This is a genomic window from Pseudomonas akapageensis (genome assembly GCF_011355085.1).
GTDB classification, from domain to species: domain Bacteria; phylum Pseudomonadota; class Gammaproteobacteria; order Pseudomonadales; family Pseudomonadaceae; genus Aquipseudomonas; species Aquipseudomonas akapageensis.
On the sequence record NZ_VXCP01000001.1, the window covers coordinates 251,035 to 267,592 of the forward strand.

The 16,558-nt window shown below is 60.8% G+C and carries 18 protein-coding genes and 1 pseudogene; 14 read left to right on the forward strand and 5 right to left on the reverse strand.

The window, feature by feature from the left end; genetic code table 11:
• The first annotated feature begins 246 nt into the window (after positions 1-246).
• The 4 genes from phaC (F2S13_RS01050) to F2S13_RS01065 all read left to right on the forward strand — a co-directional run bounded on the left by phaC (F2S13_RS01050) (position 247) and on the right by F2S13_RS01065 (position 5,296).
• The gene (phaC, locus tag F2S13_RS01050; protein WP_166358113.1) at positions 247-1,926 is read left to right on the forward strand and encodes a class II poly(R)-hydroxyalkanoic acid synthase; all 1,680 of its coding nucleotides are present in this window, start codon (positions 247-249) and stop codon (positions 1,924-1,926) included.
• 64 nt (positions 1,927-1,990) lie between these two features.
• Positions 1,991-2,848: a poly(3-hydroxyalkanoate) depolymerase gene (gene phaZ, locus F2S13_RS01055; RefSeq protein WP_166358115.1), complete on the forward strand. Its 858-nt coding sequence runs from the start codon at positions 1,991-1,993 to the stop codon at positions 2,846-2,848.
• A gap of 70 nt (positions 2,849-2,918) precedes the next feature.
• Complete coding sequence (phaC, locus tag F2S13_RS01060; RefSeq protein ID WP_166358117.1) at positions 2,919-4,601, forward strand: class II poly(R)-hydroxyalkanoic acid synthase; 1,683 nt, start codon at positions 2,919-2,921, stop codon at positions 4,599-4,601.
• A gap of 80 nt (positions 4,602-4,681) precedes the next feature.
• Positions 4,682-5,296 (forward strand): TetR/AcrR family transcriptional regulator, encoded by a 615-nt coding sequence (locus F2S13_RS01065; protein WP_166358119.1) that lies wholly within the window; start codon positions 4,682-4,684, stop codon positions 5,294-5,296.
• Between the two features lie 105 nt (positions 5,297-5,401).
• Here the strand turns inward: F2S13_RS01065 and F2S13_RS01070 are convergent.
• From F2S13_RS01070 to F2S13_RS01080, 3 genes and pseudogenes are all read right to left on the reverse strand, one after another.
• A pseudogene (locus F2S13_RS01070) lies at positions 5,402-6,115 on the reverse strand (phasin family protein); the annotation flags it as partial.
• Positions 6,116-6,125: 10 nt separating this feature from the next.
• Positions 6,126-6,539, reverse strand: coding sequence for a phasin family protein (locus F2S13_RS01075; RefSeq protein ID WP_166358123.1), 414 nt, complete (start codon positions 6,537-6,539; stop codon positions 6,126-6,128).
• Positions 6,540-6,696: 157 nt separating this feature from the next.
• Positions 6,697-6,972, reverse strand: a complete 276-nt coding sequence (locus F2S13_RS01080; protein ID WP_166358125.1) for a polyhydroxyalkanoic acid system family protein — start codon at positions 6,970-6,972, stop codon at positions 6,697-6,699.
• Between the two features lie 137 nt (positions 6,973-7,109).
• Here F2S13_RS01080 and ubiE point away from each other — a divergent pair, with 137 nt between their 5' ends.
• The 10 genes from ubiE to F2S13_RS01130 all read left to right on the forward strand — a co-directional run bounded on the left by ubiE (position 7,110) and on the right by F2S13_RS01130 (position 14,761).
• A complete protein-coding gene (gene ubiE / locus F2S13_RS01085; RefSeq protein WP_166358127.1) occupies positions 7,110-7,880 on the forward strand; it encodes a bifunctional demethylmenaquinone methyltransferase/2-methoxy-6-polyprenyl-1,4-benzoquinol methylase UbiE in 771 nt (256 codons plus the stop codon).
• A complete protein-coding gene (locus F2S13_RS01090; protein ID WP_166358129.1) occupies positions 7,880-8,503 on the forward strand; it encodes a ubiquinone biosynthesis accessory factor UbiJ in 624 nt (207 codons plus the stop codon). Before ubiE ends, F2S13_RS01090 begins: the two co-directional genes overlap by 1 nt.
• Positions 8,500-10,101, forward strand: coding sequence for a ubiquinone biosynthesis regulatory protein kinase UbiB (gene ubiB / locus F2S13_RS01095; RefSeq protein ID WP_166358131.1), 1,602 nt, complete (start codon positions 8,500-8,502; stop codon positions 10,099-10,101). The genes F2S13_RS01090 and ubiB overlap by 4 nt, the downstream gene beginning before the upstream one ends.
• Positions 10,102-10,173: 72 nt before the next feature.
• Positions 10,174-10,566 carry a phosphoribosyl-AMP cyclohydrolase gene (gene hisI, locus F2S13_RS01100; RefSeq protein WP_166358133.1) on the forward strand — a complete coding sequence of 131 codons (393 nt, stop codon included), beginning with the start codon at positions 10,174-10,176 and terminating at the stop codon, positions 10,564-10,566.
• Between the two features lies 1 nt (position 10,567).
• On the forward strand, positions 10,568-10,903 hold the full coding sequence (locus tag F2S13_RS01105) for a phosphoribosyl-ATP diphosphatase (RefSeq protein ID WP_166358135.1): 336 nt from the start codon (positions 10,568-10,570) through the stop codon (positions 10,901-10,903).
• Between the two features lie 24 nt (positions 10,904-10,927).
• Positions 10,928-11,185 (forward strand): twin-arginine translocase TatA/TatE family subunit, encoded by a 258-nt coding sequence (locus F2S13_RS01110; protein ID WP_166358137.1) that lies wholly within the window; start codon positions 10,928-10,930, stop codon positions 11,183-11,185.
• 3 nt (positions 11,186-11,188) lie between these two features.
• The gene (gene tatB / locus F2S13_RS01115; RefSeq protein WP_166358139.1) at positions 11,189-11,596 is read left to right on the forward strand and encodes a Sec-independent protein translocase protein TatB; all 408 of its coding nucleotides are present in this window, start codon (positions 11,189-11,191) and stop codon (positions 11,594-11,596) included.
• Complete coding sequence (tatC, locus tag F2S13_RS01120; protein ID WP_166358141.1) at positions 11,593-12,390, forward strand: twin-arginine translocase subunit TatC; 798 nt, start codon at positions 11,593-11,595, stop codon at positions 12,388-12,390. Before tatB ends, tatC begins: the two co-directional genes overlap by 4 nt.
• Positions 12,387-13,094 carry a 16S rRNA (uracil(1498)-N(3))-methyltransferase gene (locus tag F2S13_RS01125; RefSeq protein ID WP_166358143.1) on the forward strand — a complete coding sequence of 236 codons (708 nt, stop codon included), beginning with the start codon at positions 12,387-12,389 and terminating at the stop codon, positions 13,092-13,094. Before tatC ends, F2S13_RS01125 begins: the two co-directional genes overlap by 4 nt.
• 92 nt (positions 13,095-13,186) lie before the next feature.
• Entirely contained in the window at positions 13,187-14,761 is a 1,575-nt protein-coding gene (locus F2S13_RS01130) for a methyl-accepting chemotaxis protein (RefSeq protein ID WP_166358168.1), read from the forward strand.
• 105 nt (positions 14,762-14,866) lie between these two features.
• Here F2S13_RS01130 and F2S13_RS01135 read toward each other — a convergent pair whose 3' ends face one another.
• Entirely contained in the window at positions 14,867-15,601 is a 735-nt protein-coding gene (locus F2S13_RS01135; protein WP_166358170.1) for an ATP-binding cassette domain-containing protein, read from the reverse strand.
• Complete coding sequence (locus F2S13_RS01140; RefSeq protein WP_166358172.1) at positions 15,594-16,556, reverse strand: ABC transporter permease subunit; 963 nt, start codon at positions 16,554-16,556, stop codon at positions 15,594-15,596. The genes F2S13_RS01135 and F2S13_RS01140 overlap by 8 nt, the downstream gene beginning before the upstream one ends.
• Between the last annotated feature and the right edge of the window lie 2 nt (positions 16,557-16,558).

Genomic DNA, 16,558 nt, shown 5'->3' on the forward strand with positions numbered 1-16,558 from the left:
CCACAAACTCGGGTAACCAATGAATCTGGCAAGTTACCTGCATCAAACCGATGCAGGTCCTGGTCCGGATGTGGACGTCGCGAGCGAAAGCAGGTTGTCTTCACACGCATAGCTTCCCGCAAGGCTCGCAGTCGTTTTCAATCGGCCAGAGAACGCATGGTTCGTTTTCACTGGTTACCCGAGCGATCGTACCGGGCATCGGACAGCCTTTGCCGGTACTCGTCTCAGGACAACGGAGCGTCGTAGATGAGTTTCAAGAATAACGAAGAGCTACAGCGTCAAGCCTCTGAATATACCCTGGGCATGAACCCGGTCGTTGGCTTGCGTGGTAAGGATTTGCTGACTTCTGCTCGAATGGTGCTACGACAGGCCATCAAACAACCACTGCACAGTGCCAAGCATGTCGCCCATTTCGGCGTCGAGTTGAAGAACGTTTTCTTTGGTAAATCGGGCCTGCAACCGGCCGGTGACGATCGCCGCTTCGCCGATCCGGCCTGGAGCCAGAACCCGCTGTATCGCCGCTATATGCAGACATACCTGGCCTGGCGCAAGGAACTGCATGACTGGGTCGAAAACAGCAACCTGTCGGCCAAGGACGTCAATCGCGGTCATTTCGTGATCAACCTGATGACCGAGGCCATGTCGCCTACCAACTCCGCGGCCAACCCGGCAGCGGTCAAGCGCTTCTTCGAGACCGGTGGCAAAAGCCTGCTCGATGGCCTTTCCCACCTGGCCAAGGACCTGGTCCACAACGGCGGCATGCCCAGCCAGGTGAACATGGAAGCCTTCGAGGTCGGCAAGAGCCTGGGCACCACCGAAGGCGCGGTGGTGTTTCGCAATGACCTGCTGGAGCTGATTCAGTATGGCCCGACCACCGAACAGGTGTTCGAACGCCCGTTGCTGGTCGTGCCACCGCAGATCAACAAATTCTATGTGTTCGACCTGAGCCCGGAAAAGAGCCTGGCGCGCTTTTGCCTGCGCAGCAATGTGCAGACCTTCATCGTCAGCTGGCGCAACCCGACCAAGGCCCATCGCGAGTGGGGCCTGTCGACCTATATCGACGCGCTGAAAGAGGCGGTTGACGTCGTCTCGGCCATCACCGGCAGTAAAGACATCAACATGCTCGGCGCGTGCTCGGGCGGCATCACCTGCACCGCCCTGCTTGGCCATTACGCGGCGCTGGGCGAGAAGAAGGTCAATGCCCTGACGCTGCTGGTCAGCGTACTCGACACCACGCTGGACTCCGATGTCGCCCTGTTCGTCGACGAGCAGACCCTGGAATCGGCCAAGCGCCAATCCTACCAGGCCGGCGTGCTCGAAGGCCGCGACATGGCCAAGGTGTTCGCCTGGATGCGCCCCAACGACCTGATCTGGAATTACTGGGTCAACAACTACCTGCTGGGCAACGAACCACCGGTCTTCGACATCCTGTTCTGGAACAACGACACCACCCGATTGCCGGCTGCGTTCCACGGCGACCTGATCGAATTGTTCAAAAGTAATCCACTGACCCGGTCCGGTGCACTGGAAGTGTGCGGAACGCCGATCGACCTGAAGCAGGTCACCACCGATATTTACAGCCTGGCCGGTACCAACGACCACATCACCCCGTGGAAGTCGTGCTACAAGTCCGCGCAGCTGTTTGGCGGCAAAGTCGAGTTCGTGCTCTCCAACAGCGGCCACATCCAGAGCATTCTCAACCCGCCTGGCAACCCCAAGGCTCGCTACATGACCAACAGCGAGATGTCGGAGGGGGCGGAGGAATGGCAAGACAACTCCAACAAGCACACCGACTCCTGGTGGCTACATTGGCAGGCATGGCTCGGGGAGCGCTCCGGCAAGCTCAAGAAGACGCCTGCAAACCTGGGCAACAAGAACTTCCCTGCTGGTGAGGCAGCTCCGGGCACTTATGTGCACGAGCGTTGAGCGATAACGTACAGCCGCGGCCCGAATATGGGCCGCGGTCGTTTCAAACCAAAGGGTTCAGCGCATGCCGCAACCATACATCTTTCGCACCGTCGACCTGGATGGCCAGACCATCCGCACCGCGGTGCGCCCAGGCAAGCCACACCTGACGCCCTTGCTGATCTTCAATGGCATTGGCGCCAACCTGGAGCTGGTGTTCCCGTTCATCCAGGCCCTGGACCCGGACCTTGAAGTCATTGCCTTCGACGTCCCCGGCGTCGGCGGCTCCTCCACACCCAACCGCCCTTATCGCTTCCCCAGCCTGGCGAAACTCACCGCACGCATGCTCGACTACCTGGACTATGGCCAGATCAATGCCATCGGCGTGTCCTGGGGCGGCGCGCTGGCGCAACAATTCGCCCACGACTACCCGGAGCGTTGCAAGAAGCTGGTGCTGGCAGCCACGGCCGCCGGCATGGTCATGGTGCCAGGCAAGCCGCGGGTGCTGTGGCTGATGGCCAGCCCACGGCGCTATGTACAACCCTCGCACGTGATCAAGATCGCGCCGGAAATCTACGGCGGTGCTTTTCGTCGCGACCCGGACCTGGCGATGGCCCATGCCTCCAAGGTGCGCTCATCCGGCAAGCTCGGCTACTACTGGCAACTGTTCGCCGGCATGGGATGGACCAGCGTTCATTGGCTACACAAGATTCTTCAGCCGACCCTGGTGCTGGCCGGCGATGACGATCCGCTGATTCCCCTGGTGAATATGCGCCTGCTGGCCTGGCGGATTCCCAATGCCCAGCTACACATAATCGACGACGGCCACCTGTTCCTGATAACCCGGGCAGAAGCCGTGGCCCCCATCATCATGGAATTCCTTCAGCAAGAGCGCCAACGGGCGGTCATGCATCCGCGACCGGTTCCCAGCAGCGGCACCTGAGCAATGTCCGAGATGGTGTCTCTTTTGCATTGAATAGTTTGTTGATGGCCTGACGACGGAGTGTTGCCCCATGAAAGACAAACCAGCGAAGGGGTCTGTCCCGACGCCCGCCGCATTCATCAATGCGCAAAACGCAATCACCGGCTTGCGCGGCCGCGACCTGATCTCGACTCTGCGCAACGTAACGCGCCACAGCCTGCGCCATCCCCTGAACACGGCCAGGCACGCACTGGCCCTGGGAGGTCAACTGGGCCGCGTGCTGCTCGGTGACACCCTGCACCAACCCAATGCGCACGACATGCGCTTCAACGATCCGACCTGGAGCCTGAACCCTTTCTACCGCCGTGGCCTGCAGGCCTACCTGAGCTGGCAGAAACAGATCAGGCACTGGATCGACGAAAGCCATCTGGACGAGGACGACCGGGCTCGTGCGCATTTTGTCTTTTCCTTGCTCAATGACGCGTTGTCGCCGACCAACTCGCTGCTCAACCCGCTGGCGATAAAGGAGCTCTACAACTCCGGAGGGAAGAGCCTGATCAAGGGCTTCAACCATCTGCTCGATGACCTGCGCAATAACAATGGCTTGCCCAGCCAGGTCAACAAGCACGCCTTCGAGGTCGGCAAGTCGCTGGCAACCACCCCCGGCGCGGTGGTGTTTCGCAACGATGTACTGGAGCTGATCCAGTACAAGCCCATGAGCGAAAAGCAATACGCCCGCCCCCTGCTGGTGGTACCGCCGCAGATCAACAAGTACTACATCTTCGACCTGAGCCCCTCGAACAGCTTCGTCCAGTACGCACTCAAGAACGGCCTGCAGACCTTCATGATCAGCTGGCGCAACCCGGATGCCCGTCATCGGGAATGGGGAATGTCGAGCTACGTCGAGGCGCTGGAAGAGGCCGTGAATGTCTGCCGCGCCATCACCGGCAGCCGCGAGGTCAACCTGATGGGAGCCTGCGCCGGCGGGCTGACCATGGCAGCCCTGCAAGGCCACCTCCAGGCCAAGCGGCAACTGCGCCGTATCAGCAGCGCAACGTACCTGGTCAGCCTGCTTGACAGCCAGATAGAAAGCCCCGCGGCACTGTTCGTCGACGAGGAAACGCTCGAATCGGCCAAGCGGCGCTCCTACCAAAGGGGCGTGCTCGAAGGTCGCGACATGGCCAGGGTGTTTGCCTGGATGCGACCCAATGATTTGATCTGGAACTATTTCGTCAACAATTACCTGTTGGGCAAGGCGCCACCGGCCTTCGACATTCTCTACTGGAACAACGACAACACGCGCCTGCCTGCCGCGCTGCATGGCGACTTGCTGGACTTCTTCAAGCACAATCCGCTGACCCGTGCGGGCGGCCTGGAAGTCTGCGGCACGCCCATCGACCTGCAGAAGGTCAACGTCGACAGTTTCAGCGTGGCCGGTATCAATGACCACATCACCCCGTGGGACGCAGTGTACCGCTCCACACTGCTGCTCGGAGGTGATAAACGCTTCGTACTGTCCAACAGTGGCCATATCCAGAGCATTCTCAACCCGCCGAGCAACCCCAAGGCCAACTACATCGAAAACCCGAAACTGAGCGGCGATCCACGTGCCTGGTATTACGACGCCACGCATGTCGACGGCAGCTGGTGGCCACAGTGGCTGAGCTGGATTCAAGAGCGCTCGGGGGCCCAGCGTGAAACCCTGATGACCCTTGGCAACCAGAACTACCCGCCCATGGAAGCGGCGCCCGGCATCTACGTACGCGTGCGCTGAGCAACTCGCAACCCCGCCAGCGATCGCTGGCGCAGGTCCTGACAACGCTTACGGCCAGACAGGCCAACCAAGAAGACTGGATGAAAACCCGCGACCGAATTCTCGAATGTGCCCTGCAGCTGTTCAACGAGCAGGGCGAACCGAACGTCTCGACCATGGAAATTGCCAACGAGATGGGCATCAGCCCGGGCAATCTCTATTACCACTTCCATGGCAAGGAACCCTTGATCCTGGGCCTGTTCGAGCGCTTCGAAGAAGAGCTGACCCCGTTGCTCGACCCACCTTCGGATGTGCGCCTGGAGGCCGAAGACTATTGGCTGTTCCTGCACCTGATCGTCGAACGCATGGCGCACTACCGGTTCCTGTTCCAGGACCTGTCCAACCTGGCCGGGCGCCTGCCGAAACTGGCCCGGGGCATCCGTGGCCTGCTCAATGCGCTCAAGCGCACCCTGGCGGCATTGCTCGCCAGTCTGAAGGCACAAGGTGAAATCGTCAGTGAAACCCGGGCCCTCGGGCAACTGGTGGAGCAAATCACCATGACCCTGCTGTTCTCGCTGGACTACCAGCGCATCCTGGCCAAGAACGGCGAAGTCGGCGTGGTGGTGTATCAGATCATGATGCTGGTCGCCCCACACCTGCACCCCGCTTCACGGCGCGCCGCCGAGCAACTGGCATTGCGTTATCTGGAAAGCTGACACCGGCACCAATAAAAACGCCCGGCCTTTTCAGGACCGGGCGCTTGTTCAATCCCGCTTGAATCAGGACTGAGTCACTGGCGACGGCGACGGGGCCGCTACTGGTGCTGGGGTTACAGCCGCAGTCGATACCGGAATCGCAGTCGGGGCAGGTGCCGCCGATGCTGTCGGTGCCGAAGCCGGTTTGGCCTCTACAGCAGGCTTGGCCGCTGCGGGCTTCTTCACGGCAGGTTTTTTCGCCGCTGCAGGCTTGGCCGCAGGTTTCGCTGCCGCAGGCTTGGCCGCTGCCGGTTTGGCTGCTGCCTTGGCCGCAGGTTTGGCCGCCGCAGTTTTTGCAGCTGGCTTGGCCAGTGGCTTGGCTGCAGGTTTGGCCGCTGCTGCCTTGGCCGAGACCGGCTTGACCGAGGCACCGGTCAGTTTTTCGATCTGCTTGGTCAGGGTATCGACCTGCTGGTGCAGCGCCTTGACTTCATTGCGACTAGGTACGCCCAGACGCGATATGGCGCTGTTCAGCCGCTTGTCGAAAGCCTCTTCGAGCTCGTCCCATTTGCCCAGGACGCGATCTTTCACATCACCGACGCGCGACTTGGCCGACTTGGCAGAGGTTTTCACTGCATCGACTTGCTCATCGACATTGGTCTTGGCGGCCTTCTCGGCTTTCTCGCCATCCTTGACCAGGGTTTCGAAAAGCTTACTGCCGTCATTGCTGATCTTCGAGTAAGCGCCCAAACCGGCCAACCAGATCTGACGGGAGTATTTCTCTACTTCGCCGACCCAGGAGCTGCCTTCTTCTTTCTCAACTTTCTTCTTGCCAGCCATCCCGCTCTCCTTAATTTTTACCCGCGACACGTTCGAGCAATGCCGTCAGCTCATCGAGCTTAGCAGAGAGTGTCTCGACGTCATGTTTAGACGGAATGCCAATGCGATTCAAGGCACTGGCAACGCGCGAATCAAAAGCCTTCTCGATTTTATCCAGCTGTACTTCGACCTTGCCCTTCACGGTAGAGACATTGCTCTTGACCGATTCGTTGGCCGCGTCGAGTTCGTGGTCGATGCGCTGCTTGCCTTGCTTCTCGATCGACTCGCCGGTCTTGATCAATTCTTTGACGTATTCGGCGCCTTCCTGGCCGACACGGGCGTAGGCCCCGAGGCCTGCCAGCCAGATCTTGCGGGCATAGTGACGCACGTCACCCAGGGTGTTGGTCTGGGCGTCTTCTTTTTTCTTCAGGGTAACTTTGGCCATTGTGCACCTCACGCTCTAAAGGAATGGAGGAACTGCCCCCGGAGTGGGGCCTGAGCACAAAGTAATGACAAAAATTAGAATCCTCACCCTAAGGCGGAAATTTCCTTCGTCTGAAACGGCCTCATCGCGGGCAAGCCCGCGATGAGGCCATCAGCAATCACGCAAGTTCCTTGTCCAACGCCCGCTCGATTTCCGATTTAATCGATGCCCCCATGATCGACAACATCATGCCCAGCTTCAAATCGATACGAATCGTGTCGTCGCCGATCCTCACGGTGCCATTGGCGCCACTGCGCTTGACCTCCACGGTATCGCCGACCCAGGTAGCCTGCAGGCCATATTCCCTGGCGAGCTTTTCCACCAGCACCCCGGCCTTCTGTTTGGCGGCTTCGCGGCCAAGACTGTGTTTGCGTTCGACGCTGATCTGGGTCATTCGAGGGTTCCCGGGTGAATGTTCATGGGCCATATAGTATCTCGGATGCCCCATCAATCCACGTGCGACAAGCCTTGCCAAGACAAAGACGGCCATGGGGATTAGAATGGCCGGTAATTTTTTCCGGTGACAGCGATATGAATGATCAGCGCAAAGGCAGCGATGCCGAACCCACCACCCATTTCGGCTTCAAAAACGTGCCGGAAAGTCAGAAGGCAGACAAGGTCGCTGAAGTATTCCACTCGGTAGCGGCCAAGTACGACCTGATGAACGACGTGTTGTCCGGCGGCATGCACCGCCTGTGGAAACGCTTCGCCATCGAGCTGTCGGGCGTACGTGCGGGCAACCGCGTACTGGACATCGCCGGCGGCACAGGCGACCTGACCCGCAAGTTCTCGCACCTGGTCGGCCCGACCGGCCAGGTTGTCCTGGCTGACATCAACGCCTCGATGCTCAAGGTCGGCCGCGATCGCCTGCTGGACCTGGGCGTGGCTGGCAATGTCGAGTTCGTCCAGGCCGACGCTGAAAAGCTGCCGTTCCCGGACAACCACTTCGACTGCGTGACCATCGCCTTCGGCCTGCGCAACGTGACCCACAAGGAAGACGCCCTGCGCTCGATGCTGCGGGTGCTCAAGCCCGGTGGCCGCCTGCTGGTGCTGGAGTTCTCCAAGCCGACCAACACGCTGATGTCCAAGGCCTACGATGCCTACTCGTTCGCCTTCATGCCGTTGATGGGCAAGCTGATCACCAATGACGCGGAAAGCTACCGTTACCTGGCCGAGTCGATCCGCATGCACCCCGACCAGGAAACCCTCAAGGCCATGATGGTGGACGCCGGCTTCGACCGCGTGACCTACCACAACATGACCAGCGGCATCGTCGCCCTGCACCGCGGCATCAAGCCCTGATGTTGCTCAGCGCTCTACTTGCCAGTGTCGAACACGGCTTGAACCGTGTTCTGCGCCTGGACAGCACCGCCTTGCCGCGCCTGGCTGCGCTGGATGGCAAGGTGATCGCTGTCGACTGCCGCAACCCGGCGCTGCAGCTGTTCATCCTGCCCAGCGATGACGGCCTGATGCTGGCCAGCCATTGGCTGAACGAAGCCGACTGCACCCTGCGCGCACCGGCTTCCAGCCTGCTGCAACTGGCCTTGAGCCAGGACAAGACCGCCGTGCTGCACAGCCCGCAAGTCGAGCTCGAAGGCGACAGCGGCGTGTTGCTGGACCTGGTCAAGGTGCTGCAGGACCTGGAGCTGGACTGGGAATACGAACTCTCGCGCTGGCTCGGTCCGGTCGCCACGCAACTGATCGCCGGCCACCTGCGCAGCCGCGCCAGCTGGACGCGCCAGGGCGTTGCCAGTTTCAACCAGAACCTGTCCGAATACCTCGCCGAAGAGGCCCGGACACTGGTCGGCAAGCGCGAAGCCGAAGCCCGCTTCAGTGAGCTCGACGAGCTCAAAATCGACATAGAACGCCTTGAGGCGCGCATAGAGCGTCTGGCCCGATCCCTCAATTCCAGCGATAACGCATGAAGCTGCTTGCCGTCCGCCGTTTGTTGCGCATCCAGCGCGTCGTGATCCGCTACCGCCTCGATGACCTGCTGTTCGCCTTGCCACTGCCCTGGTGGCTGATGGCAACGCGCTTTGCCATGCCCTGGCGCTGGTTCCCGCGCAAACCGCTGGATCTGAGTCGTGGCGCGCGTCTGCGCCTGGCCCTGCAGGACCTGGGGCCGATTTTCATCAAGTTCGGCCAGTTGCTCTCGACCCGCCGCGACCTGTTGCCCGAAGACATCGCCGATGAACTGATGCTGCTGCAGGACCGGGTTCCACCCTTCGACCCGCAGTTGGCGATCAACCTCATCGAGCAGCAACTGGGTGCGAAAATCAGCGCCGTGTTCAGCCGCTTCGATGTCGAGCCACTGGCGTCGGCATCCGTGGCCCAGGTGCATGCAGCCCAGCTCAAAAGCGGCGAAGAGGTCGTGGTCAAAGTCGTACGCCCGGGCCTCAAACCGATCATCGCCCAGGATCTGGCCTGGCTGTTCATCATCGCCAAGGTGGCCGAAGCGCTGTCGGCCGACGCCCGCCTGCTGCACCCGGTCGAGGTGGTCAGCGACTACGAAAAGACCATCTACGACGAGCTCGATCTGCTGCGCGAAGCCGCCAATGCCAGCCAGCTCAAACGCAACTTCGACGACTCGCCACTGCTCTACGTACCGCAAGTCCACTGGGACTGGTGCCGCCCGAAGGTGCTGGTGATGGAACGCATCTACGGCATCCAGGTCACTGACCTTGCTACCCTCGCCGACCAGCGCACAGACATGAAAATGCTGGCTGAACGGGGCGTGGAGATCTTCTTCACCCAGGTATTCCGCGACAGTTTCTTCCATGCCGACATGCACCCGGGCAATATCTTCGTCAGCACCGTGCAGCCCTGGAGCCCGAAATACATTGCTATTGACTGCGGCATCGTCGGCAGCTTGACGCCCGAAGACCAGGACTACCTGGCGCGCAACCTGTTCGCCTTCTTCAAGCGCGATTACCGCCGCGTCGCCCAGTTGCACATCGACTCGGGATGGGTCCCGGCCGAAACCAAGCTCAATGAGTTCGAAGCGGCTATTCGTACCGTTTGCGAACCTATCTTCGAGAAACCGCTCAAGGACATCTCCTTCGGTCAGGTATTGATGCGCCTGTTCCAGACTGCCCGGCGCTTCAACATGGAAGTCCAGCCGCAGCTGGTACTGCTGCAGAAGACCCTGCTCAATATCGAGGGCCTGGGCCGCCAGCTGTACCCCGACCTGGACCTGTGGAGCACTGCCCAGCCGTTCCTGGAGCGCTGGATGCGCGAGCGGGTCAGCCCCAGATCCCTGCTCGGCAACCTGCACAGCCAGGTCGAACAGCTGCCGCACCTAGCCAACATGACCCGCGACCTGCTCGAGCGCATGTCGCAATCGCACACTGTCGAGCCAACCCCACCCCGGGCAGGGGATAGTCGCGCCCTGCGTCTGCTCGGCGGAGTACTGCTGGCCGGTGGGGCTACCCTGGCGGCAGAGGCTGGAGCGTTCTCCACCCTGACCGCCTGGCCGGCATGGCTCATGCTGGCCGCTGGCTTGTATCTGGTCGTGCGTCGATAGCCAGTTGCCTTGGCGACTGGCACACTAGTGATGGAGTTCGGCGCAGGATCGAACTCGGTTGTGGAGTCAAAGATGAAAGATTGGCTGGACGAGATCAACTGGAACAGCGACGGCCTTGTCCCGGCCATCGCGCAAGACCACAAGACCGGGCGCGTGTTGATGATGGCCTGGATGAACCGCGAAGCATTGAGCCTGACCGCCACCGAGAACCGCGCCATTTACTGGTCGCGTTCGCGTGGCAAGCTGTGGCGCAAGGGCGAAGAGTCCGGTCACGTGCAAAAACTGCACGAAATGCGCCTGGACTGCGATGCCGACGTGATCATCCTGATGGTCGAGCAGATCGGCCATATCGCTTGCCACACCGGTCGCGAGAGCTGCTTCTATCGCATCTATGAGAACGGCGACTGGAAAACCGTCGACCCGGTGCTCAAGGATCCGCACGCCATTTATCAGGCAGGACATTGAAATGACTGACACTCTGACCCGCCTGGCCGAAGTGCTTGAATCGCGCAAAGGCGCGGCCGCTGACAGTTCCTATGTCGCAAGCCTCTACCACAAGGGCCTGAACAAGATTCTGGAGAAGGTCGGCGAAGAGTCTGTCGAGACCATCATTGCCGCCAAGGATGCCGCTGTCAGCGGCGACTGCAGCGATGTAATCTACGAAACCGCCGATTTATGGTTCCATAGCCTGGTCATGCTCGCTGCCCTCGGTCAGCACCCGCAAGCCGTGCTCGACGAACTGGACCGTCGCTTCGGTCTCTCCGGCCATGCCGAAAAGGCTGCACGCCAACCATCCGCCTAACTCACAATTATAAGGAGCAGCATCATGGGTATTTTTGACTGGAAACACTGGATCGTCATCCTCATTGTCGTGGTACTGGTATTCGGTACCAAGAAACTGAAAGGTCTGGGCACCGATGTCGGTGAGTCGATCAAGGGCTTCCGCAAAGCCATGAACGATGAAGAAAAACCCGCAGAGCCGCCGGTTCAGCCGGTCAACCCTCAGGCCAACTCCCCTCTGAACCAGCCGCAGACCATCGACGGCCAGGCTCAGAAAGTCGAAGAGCCGATCAGGAAAGACTGATAAATGTTCGGGATCAGCTTCAGTGAACTGCTGCTCGTCGGCCTCGTCGCCCTGCTCGTGCTCGGCCCCGAGCGCCTGCCTGGTGCTGCGCGCACGGCTGGCCTTTGGGTCGGGCGCCTGAAGCGCAGCTTCAACGCCATCAAGCAGGAAGTGGAACGCGAAATCGGTGCCGACGAAATCCGTCGGCAACTGCACAATGAGCACATCCTTTCGCTGGAAAAGGAAGCCCAGAGGATCGCCAACCCACAGCCGGTAGCACCGCAAGAGCCGGTTAAACCGCTGGCAACACCTGAAGCCGCCCAACCGGTCGTTGCCGGCCAAGCGGCCCTGCCAGAACAACCGGCACCCGCGCCTGTCACCAGCACCGCGCCTTCCTCCCACGACACGCCAACGCCACCGCGAGCCTCATGAGCGATATCCCGGAAAACGACCAGCAAATGCCGCTGGTCTCGCACCTGACTGAACTGCGTACTCGCCTGCTGCGTTGCGTAGCGGCTATCTTCCTGATCTTCCTGGGGTTGTTCTCCTTCGCTCAGCAGATCTACACCTTGGTCTCGGCTCCATTGCGCCAATACCTGCCGGTCGGCGCAACGATGATCGCCACGGATGTGGCGTCACCATTCCTGACGCCGTTCAAGCTGACCATGATGGTCTCGCTGTTCCTGGCGATTCCGCTGATCCTGCACCAGATCTGGGGTTTCATCGCACCGGGCCTGTACAAGCATGAAAAGCGCATCGCCGTGCCGTTGCTGATCTCCAGCATCTTCCTGTTCTACGCCGGGATGGCATTTGCCTACTTCCTGGTGTTCCCGCTGATCTTCAAGTTCTTCGCCCATGCGACGCCCGAAGGTGTGTCGATGATGACGGATATCGCCAGTTACCTGGACTTCGTCATGACATTGTTCTTTGCCTTCGGCGTGGCGTTCGAGATACCGGTTGCCGTGGTCCTGCTGGTATGGATCGGCGTGGTCGACGTCAAATACCTGAAGAAGATCCGCCCGTACGTGGTCATTGGCTGCTTCGTCGTGGGCATGATCCTGACTCCGCCGGACATCTTCTCCCAGACCTTGCTGGCCGTGCCCATGTGGCTGCTGTTCGAGATCGGCGTGCTGTTTGGCGGCCTGATCAGAAAGCGCAGCGAGCACGATGAAGATTCGTCGACCGACAACGACAGTAACGATCAGCCGCCAGCGACCCTGCCGTGAACCTGCTGTTACTGGAACAGGCTGACTTCACGGCCGCTGATCGGGTAGTCCTGCGCGACCGACGCTTGACCCACATGCAAGAAGTCCACCGCTGTGCGGTGGGCGACAGCCTGCGTGTCGGCCAGCTTGGTGGCTTGATGGGGCGCGCCCAGGTGTTGCGCCTGGAAGACCATGAAGCCGAGCTGCAAGTCAGTCTCGACCAACCACCACCGGCCAAGCTTCCATTGACCCTGGTACTGGCCCTGCCCCGGCCCAAAATGCTCCGCAGGGTGCTGCAGACCGTCGCGGCCATGGGCGTACCCAGGCTGGTGCTCGTCAACAGCTATCGCGTGGAAAAAAGCTTCTGGCAAACGCCATTCCTCGAGCCCGAGGCACTTCGCGAACAACTGGTGCTGGGCCTGGAACAGGCGCGTGACAGCATCCTGCCCGAAGTGATCATCGAAAAGCGCTTCAAGCCCTTCGTCGAAGACCGTCTGCCGGCTATCGCCGCCGATACCCTCGGCCTGATCGGCCACCCCGGCGACTACCCGACCTGCCCCCGCGGGCTGGATGAGCCCGTGACCCTGGCAATCGGCCCGGAAGGCGGCTGGATCCCCTACGAAGTCGACCTGCTGACCAAGGCCGGGCTGCAACCGGTGCAACTGGGCGAACGCATCCTGCGGGTCGAGACAGCCGTACCCGCCCTTCTTGCCCGATTATTCTGATTTAACGCTGCAGGACTTCAGTTTCCTTGACGCGCGCCGATGCAATGGCGCCAGTCAACTAAACGTTCGGCCTAGTCGCCATGGAGTCTGTCATGTACCGTTGGTTAGCCCAGAGTCTGGGAAACATAAGCGTCAATCGGAAACTCGGCATCGGCTTCGGCCTGGTGCTTCTACTGACGCTGTTCATCACTTTGACGGGCTGGCAAGGCCTGAACAAGATGCTGGAGCGCAGTAACAAACTCAGCGCGATTGCAAACGTCAGCGACCTGACCCGAGACTTGCGCATCAGCCGCATGGGTTATCTGCTCGAACCAATGCCGCAAAATTCGACAGCGGTAGTGAAGACGCTCGATACTCTCGAACAGCACTTGCAAAGCGTCCGCACGCAGCTTGAGACCCCGGAAAGTATCGACATGGCCGACCGTCAACTGGGCGCAGTTGGCGAATATCGACGCATTTTCAATGAAGTGAGCCATAGTCCGCCCCGGGCCGATAACTCTCAAGCGCTGGCACGCATGGAGCATCAGGGCCAAGTGTTGCTGGACATGAGCTCGCAAATGACCGCTTCAATGATCGCGCAACGCGGTAGCGAGATACACCAGGCCAAAACCCTGTTGGCCCTGGTCACGGCACTCGCACTGCTGTTCGGCGCCATTTGTGCCTGGGCCATCACCCGACAGATCGTCACCCCATTGCATCAGACCTTGAACGTGGTCGACCAGATCGCTGGCGGCGATTTGAGCCACGACCTGAAATCCGAGCGCCGCGATGAGTTGGGCCAACTGCAGCGCAGCCTGCAACGCATGACCCTGAACCTGCGCGAACTGATCGGCGGCATCAGCGACGGCGTCACCCAGATCGCCAGCGCCGCCGAGCAGCTCTCGGCCGTTACCGAACAGACCAGCGCCGGGGTCAACAATCAGAAAGTGGAGACCGATCAGGTCGCCACGGCCATGAACGAGATGGCCGCGACGGTGCAGGAAGTCGCGCGCAATGCCGAGCAGGCTTCGGAGGCCGCCGTCGCCGCCGACCAGCAAGCCCGTGAAGGTGACAAGGTCGTGGGTGAAGCGATCAAGCAGATCGAGCGACTGGCAGCTGAAGTTGGCCAATCGACCCAGGCCATGAGCCAGCTCAAGCAGGAAAGCGACAAGATCGGTAGCGTGCTCGATGTGATCAAGTCCGTCGCCCAGCAGACCAACCTGCTGGCACTCAACGCGGCTATCGAAGCGGCCCGGGCCGGTGAAGCCGGGCGTGGCTTCGCCGTGGTGGCCGATGAAGTGCGCAGCCTGGCCCAGCGCACCCACAAATCCACCGAAGAAATTGAAGAACTGATTGCTGGCCTGCAGAGTGGCACCCAGCAGGTCGCCGGCGTCATGGATAACAGCCGCAGCCTGACCGACAGCAGCGTCGAGCTGACCCGTCGCGCCGGCAGCGCCCTGGCGACCATTACCCAGACCGTATCGGCCATTCAGGGGATGAACCAGCAGATTGCCGCGGCGGCGCAGCAGCAGAGCTCGGTGGCTGAAGAGATCAACCGTAGCGTGTTGAATGTGCGGGATGTATCGGATCAGACGTCGGCGGCGAGTGAGGAGACGGCGGCATCCAGCGTTGAGCTGGCGCGGTTGGGGACGCATTTGCAGATGCTGGTTGGGAAGTTCAGGATCTGAGGTTTTGGGTCGGCCCGGCCGGCCTCATCGCGGGCAAGCCCGCTCCCACAGGGTTCTGTGATCGCAACGACACCTCTGTGGGAGCTGGCTTGCCAGCGATAGCAATTACAGCACTTGCCGCAAAAACGCCTGCGCCCGCAAATCCTTCGGCGCCGTAAAGAACTGCTCCGGCGGCGAGTCTTCCAGCAACTTGCCGTGATCGAAAAACAGCACCCGATCCGCCACCTCACGGGCAAAGCCCATTTCATGGGTCACGCAGACCATGGTCATGCCTTCGACGGCCAGGGTTTTCATCACATCCAGCACTTCGCCGACCATTTCCGGGTCCAGCGCCGAGGTAGGTTCGTCGAACAACATGACCTTGGGGTCCATCGCCAACGCCCGGGCAATGGCCACGCGCTGCTGCTGACCGCCGGAAAGGCGTGACGGGAACTCGTTGGCCTTCTGGCCGATGCCGACCTTCTCCAGCAGCATCCGCGCCTTGGCCTCACGCTCCTGCTTGCCGCGCTTGCGCACCACTTTCTGCGCCAGACACAGGTTCTCCAGCACGGTCATGTGCGGGAACAGATTGAAATGCTGGAAGACCATGCCGACTTCACGGCGGTAGGCGTTGACGTCGGTCTTCGGGTCGACCAGTTGCAGGCCATCGATGCTGACCGTGCCCTCGTCGAAAGACTCCAGGCCATTGAGGCAACGCAGGAAGGTCGACTTGCCCGAGCCCGAGGGGCCCAGCACGACCAGCACTTCGCCCTTGGCCACATTGGTGCTGACATGATCGACCGCACGGACGACCTGACCCCGGGTATCGAAGACTTTTACCAGATCGCGGACTTCAATCACTTTGCGCGAGCCTCCGTTCTAGCCGGCTGGCGAAGTGCGACAGCGGCAGGTTGATAAGCAGATACAGGCCCGCGACGCAGAACCAGATCTCAAAGGTCGAGAAAGACGTGGTAATGGCTTCCCGACCGCTCTTGGTCAGCTCGGTGATGGCAATGACCGAGACCAGCGAGGTGTCCTTGACCAGACTGATGAACTGCCCCGCCAGCGGTGGCAGGACACGCTTGAACGCCTGCGGCAGAACCACATGGCGCATCGACTGGCCCGCGCTCAGGCCCAGCGAGCGTGCCGCCTCGCCCTGGCCACGGGCAATCGACTGGACGCCTGCACGCACGATTTCGGCGACATAGGCGCCGGTGAACAAGGCCAGAGCCGCCACGCCGGCAAACTCGCGGGACAGGTTCAATACCGTACCGATAAAGAAGTAAAAGATGAAGATCTGCACCAGCAGCGGCGTACCGCGCACCAGTTCGACATAGACCGTGGACAGGTCACGCAGGGTCGGGTTGTTGGATAGCCGGCACAGACCGGCCACCAGCCCGATCAGCAGCCCCAGAACACCCGAAGCCAGAGAGATCCACACCGTGGTCCAAAGCCCCCAGGCCAGCGGCCCGGCAGCCCAATGGCGGGTGACGCCGATCAGGTCGCCTTCGGCAACATCGTCGCCCTTGGCCAGTTGCAGGCTGTCGTGGTCGACTTCGAGTACTTGCTCGCCGCCGTCTTCGTCACGCAGCGTCACCGAGGCCAGATCGCCCTGCCGGGTGATGGCCTCGACCTTGCCATAGCCGGCTGCGCGGTGCGCTTCTTCGGCATGGTAGGCGAAATACTGAGGGACGCGATTCCAGCGCCACTCGTATGAAATCATCGAGGTCGCAAAATACAGGCTGCAGGCCAGGCCAATCAGGACCAGCGCCGTCAGCCCGTGCCAGGGCCACTGGGCTTTCTTGTGTTTGATCACAG

Excerpts from the sequence above, each read along its gene's own strand:
- phaC (WP_166358113.1), top strand. The coding sequence starts at position 247 with ATGAGTTTCAAGAATAACGAAGAGCTACAGCGTCAAGCCTCTGAATAT.
- F2S13_RS01080 (WP_166358125.1), bottom strand. The coding sequence starts at position 6,972 with ATGACCCAGATCAGCGTCGAACGCAAACACAGTCTTGGCCGCGAAGCC.
- F2S13_RS01130 (WP_166358168.1), top strand. The coding sequence starts at position 13,187 with ATGTACCGTTGGTTAGCCCAGAGTCTGGGAAACATAAGCGTCAATCGG.
- F2S13_RS01105 (WP_166358135.1), top strand. The coding sequence starts at position 10,568 with ATGACTGACACTCTGACCCGCCTGGCCGAAGTGCTTGAATCGCGCAAA.
- phaZ (WP_166358115.1), top strand. The coding sequence starts at position 1,991 with ATGCCGCAACCATACATCTTTCGCACCGTCGACCTGGATGGCCAGACC.
- phaC (WP_166358117.1), top strand. The coding sequence starts at position 2,919 with ATGAAAGACAAACCAGCGAAGGGGTCTGTCCCGACGCCCGCCGCATTC.
- ubiE (WP_166358127.1), top strand. The coding sequence starts at position 7,110 with ATGAATGATCAGCGCAAAGGCAGCGATGCCGAACCCACCACCCATTTC.
- tatC (WP_166358141.1), top strand. The coding sequence starts at position 11,593 with ATGAGCGATATCCCGGAAAACGACCAGCAAATGCCGCTGGTCTCGCAC.
- F2S13_RS01090 (WP_166358129.1), top strand. The coding sequence starts at position 7,880 with ATGTTGCTCAGCGCTCTACTTGCCAGTGTCGAACACGGCTTGAACCGT.
- tatB (WP_166358139.1), top strand. The coding sequence starts at position 11,189 with ATGTTCGGGATCAGCTTCAGTGAACTGCTGCTCGTCGGCCTCGTCGCC.
- F2S13_RS01065 (WP_166358119.1), top strand. The coding sequence starts at position 4,682 with ATGAAAACCCGCGACCGAATTCTCGAATGTGCCCTGCAGCTGTTCAAC.
- F2S13_RS01075 (WP_166358123.1), bottom strand. The coding sequence starts at position 6,539 with ATGGCCAAAGTTACCCTGAAGAAAAAAGAAGACGCCCAGACCAACACC.
- ubiB (WP_166358131.1), top strand. The coding sequence starts at position 8,500 with ATGAAGCTGCTTGCCGTCCGCCGTTTGTTGCGCATCCAGCGCGTCGTG.
- hisI (WP_166358133.1), top strand. The coding sequence starts at position 10,174 with ATGAAAGATTGGCTGGACGAGATCAACTGGAACAGCGACGGCCTTGTC.
- F2S13_RS01110 (WP_166358137.1), top strand. The coding sequence starts at position 10,928 with ATGGGTATTTTTGACTGGAAACACTGGATCGTCATCCTCATTGTCGTG.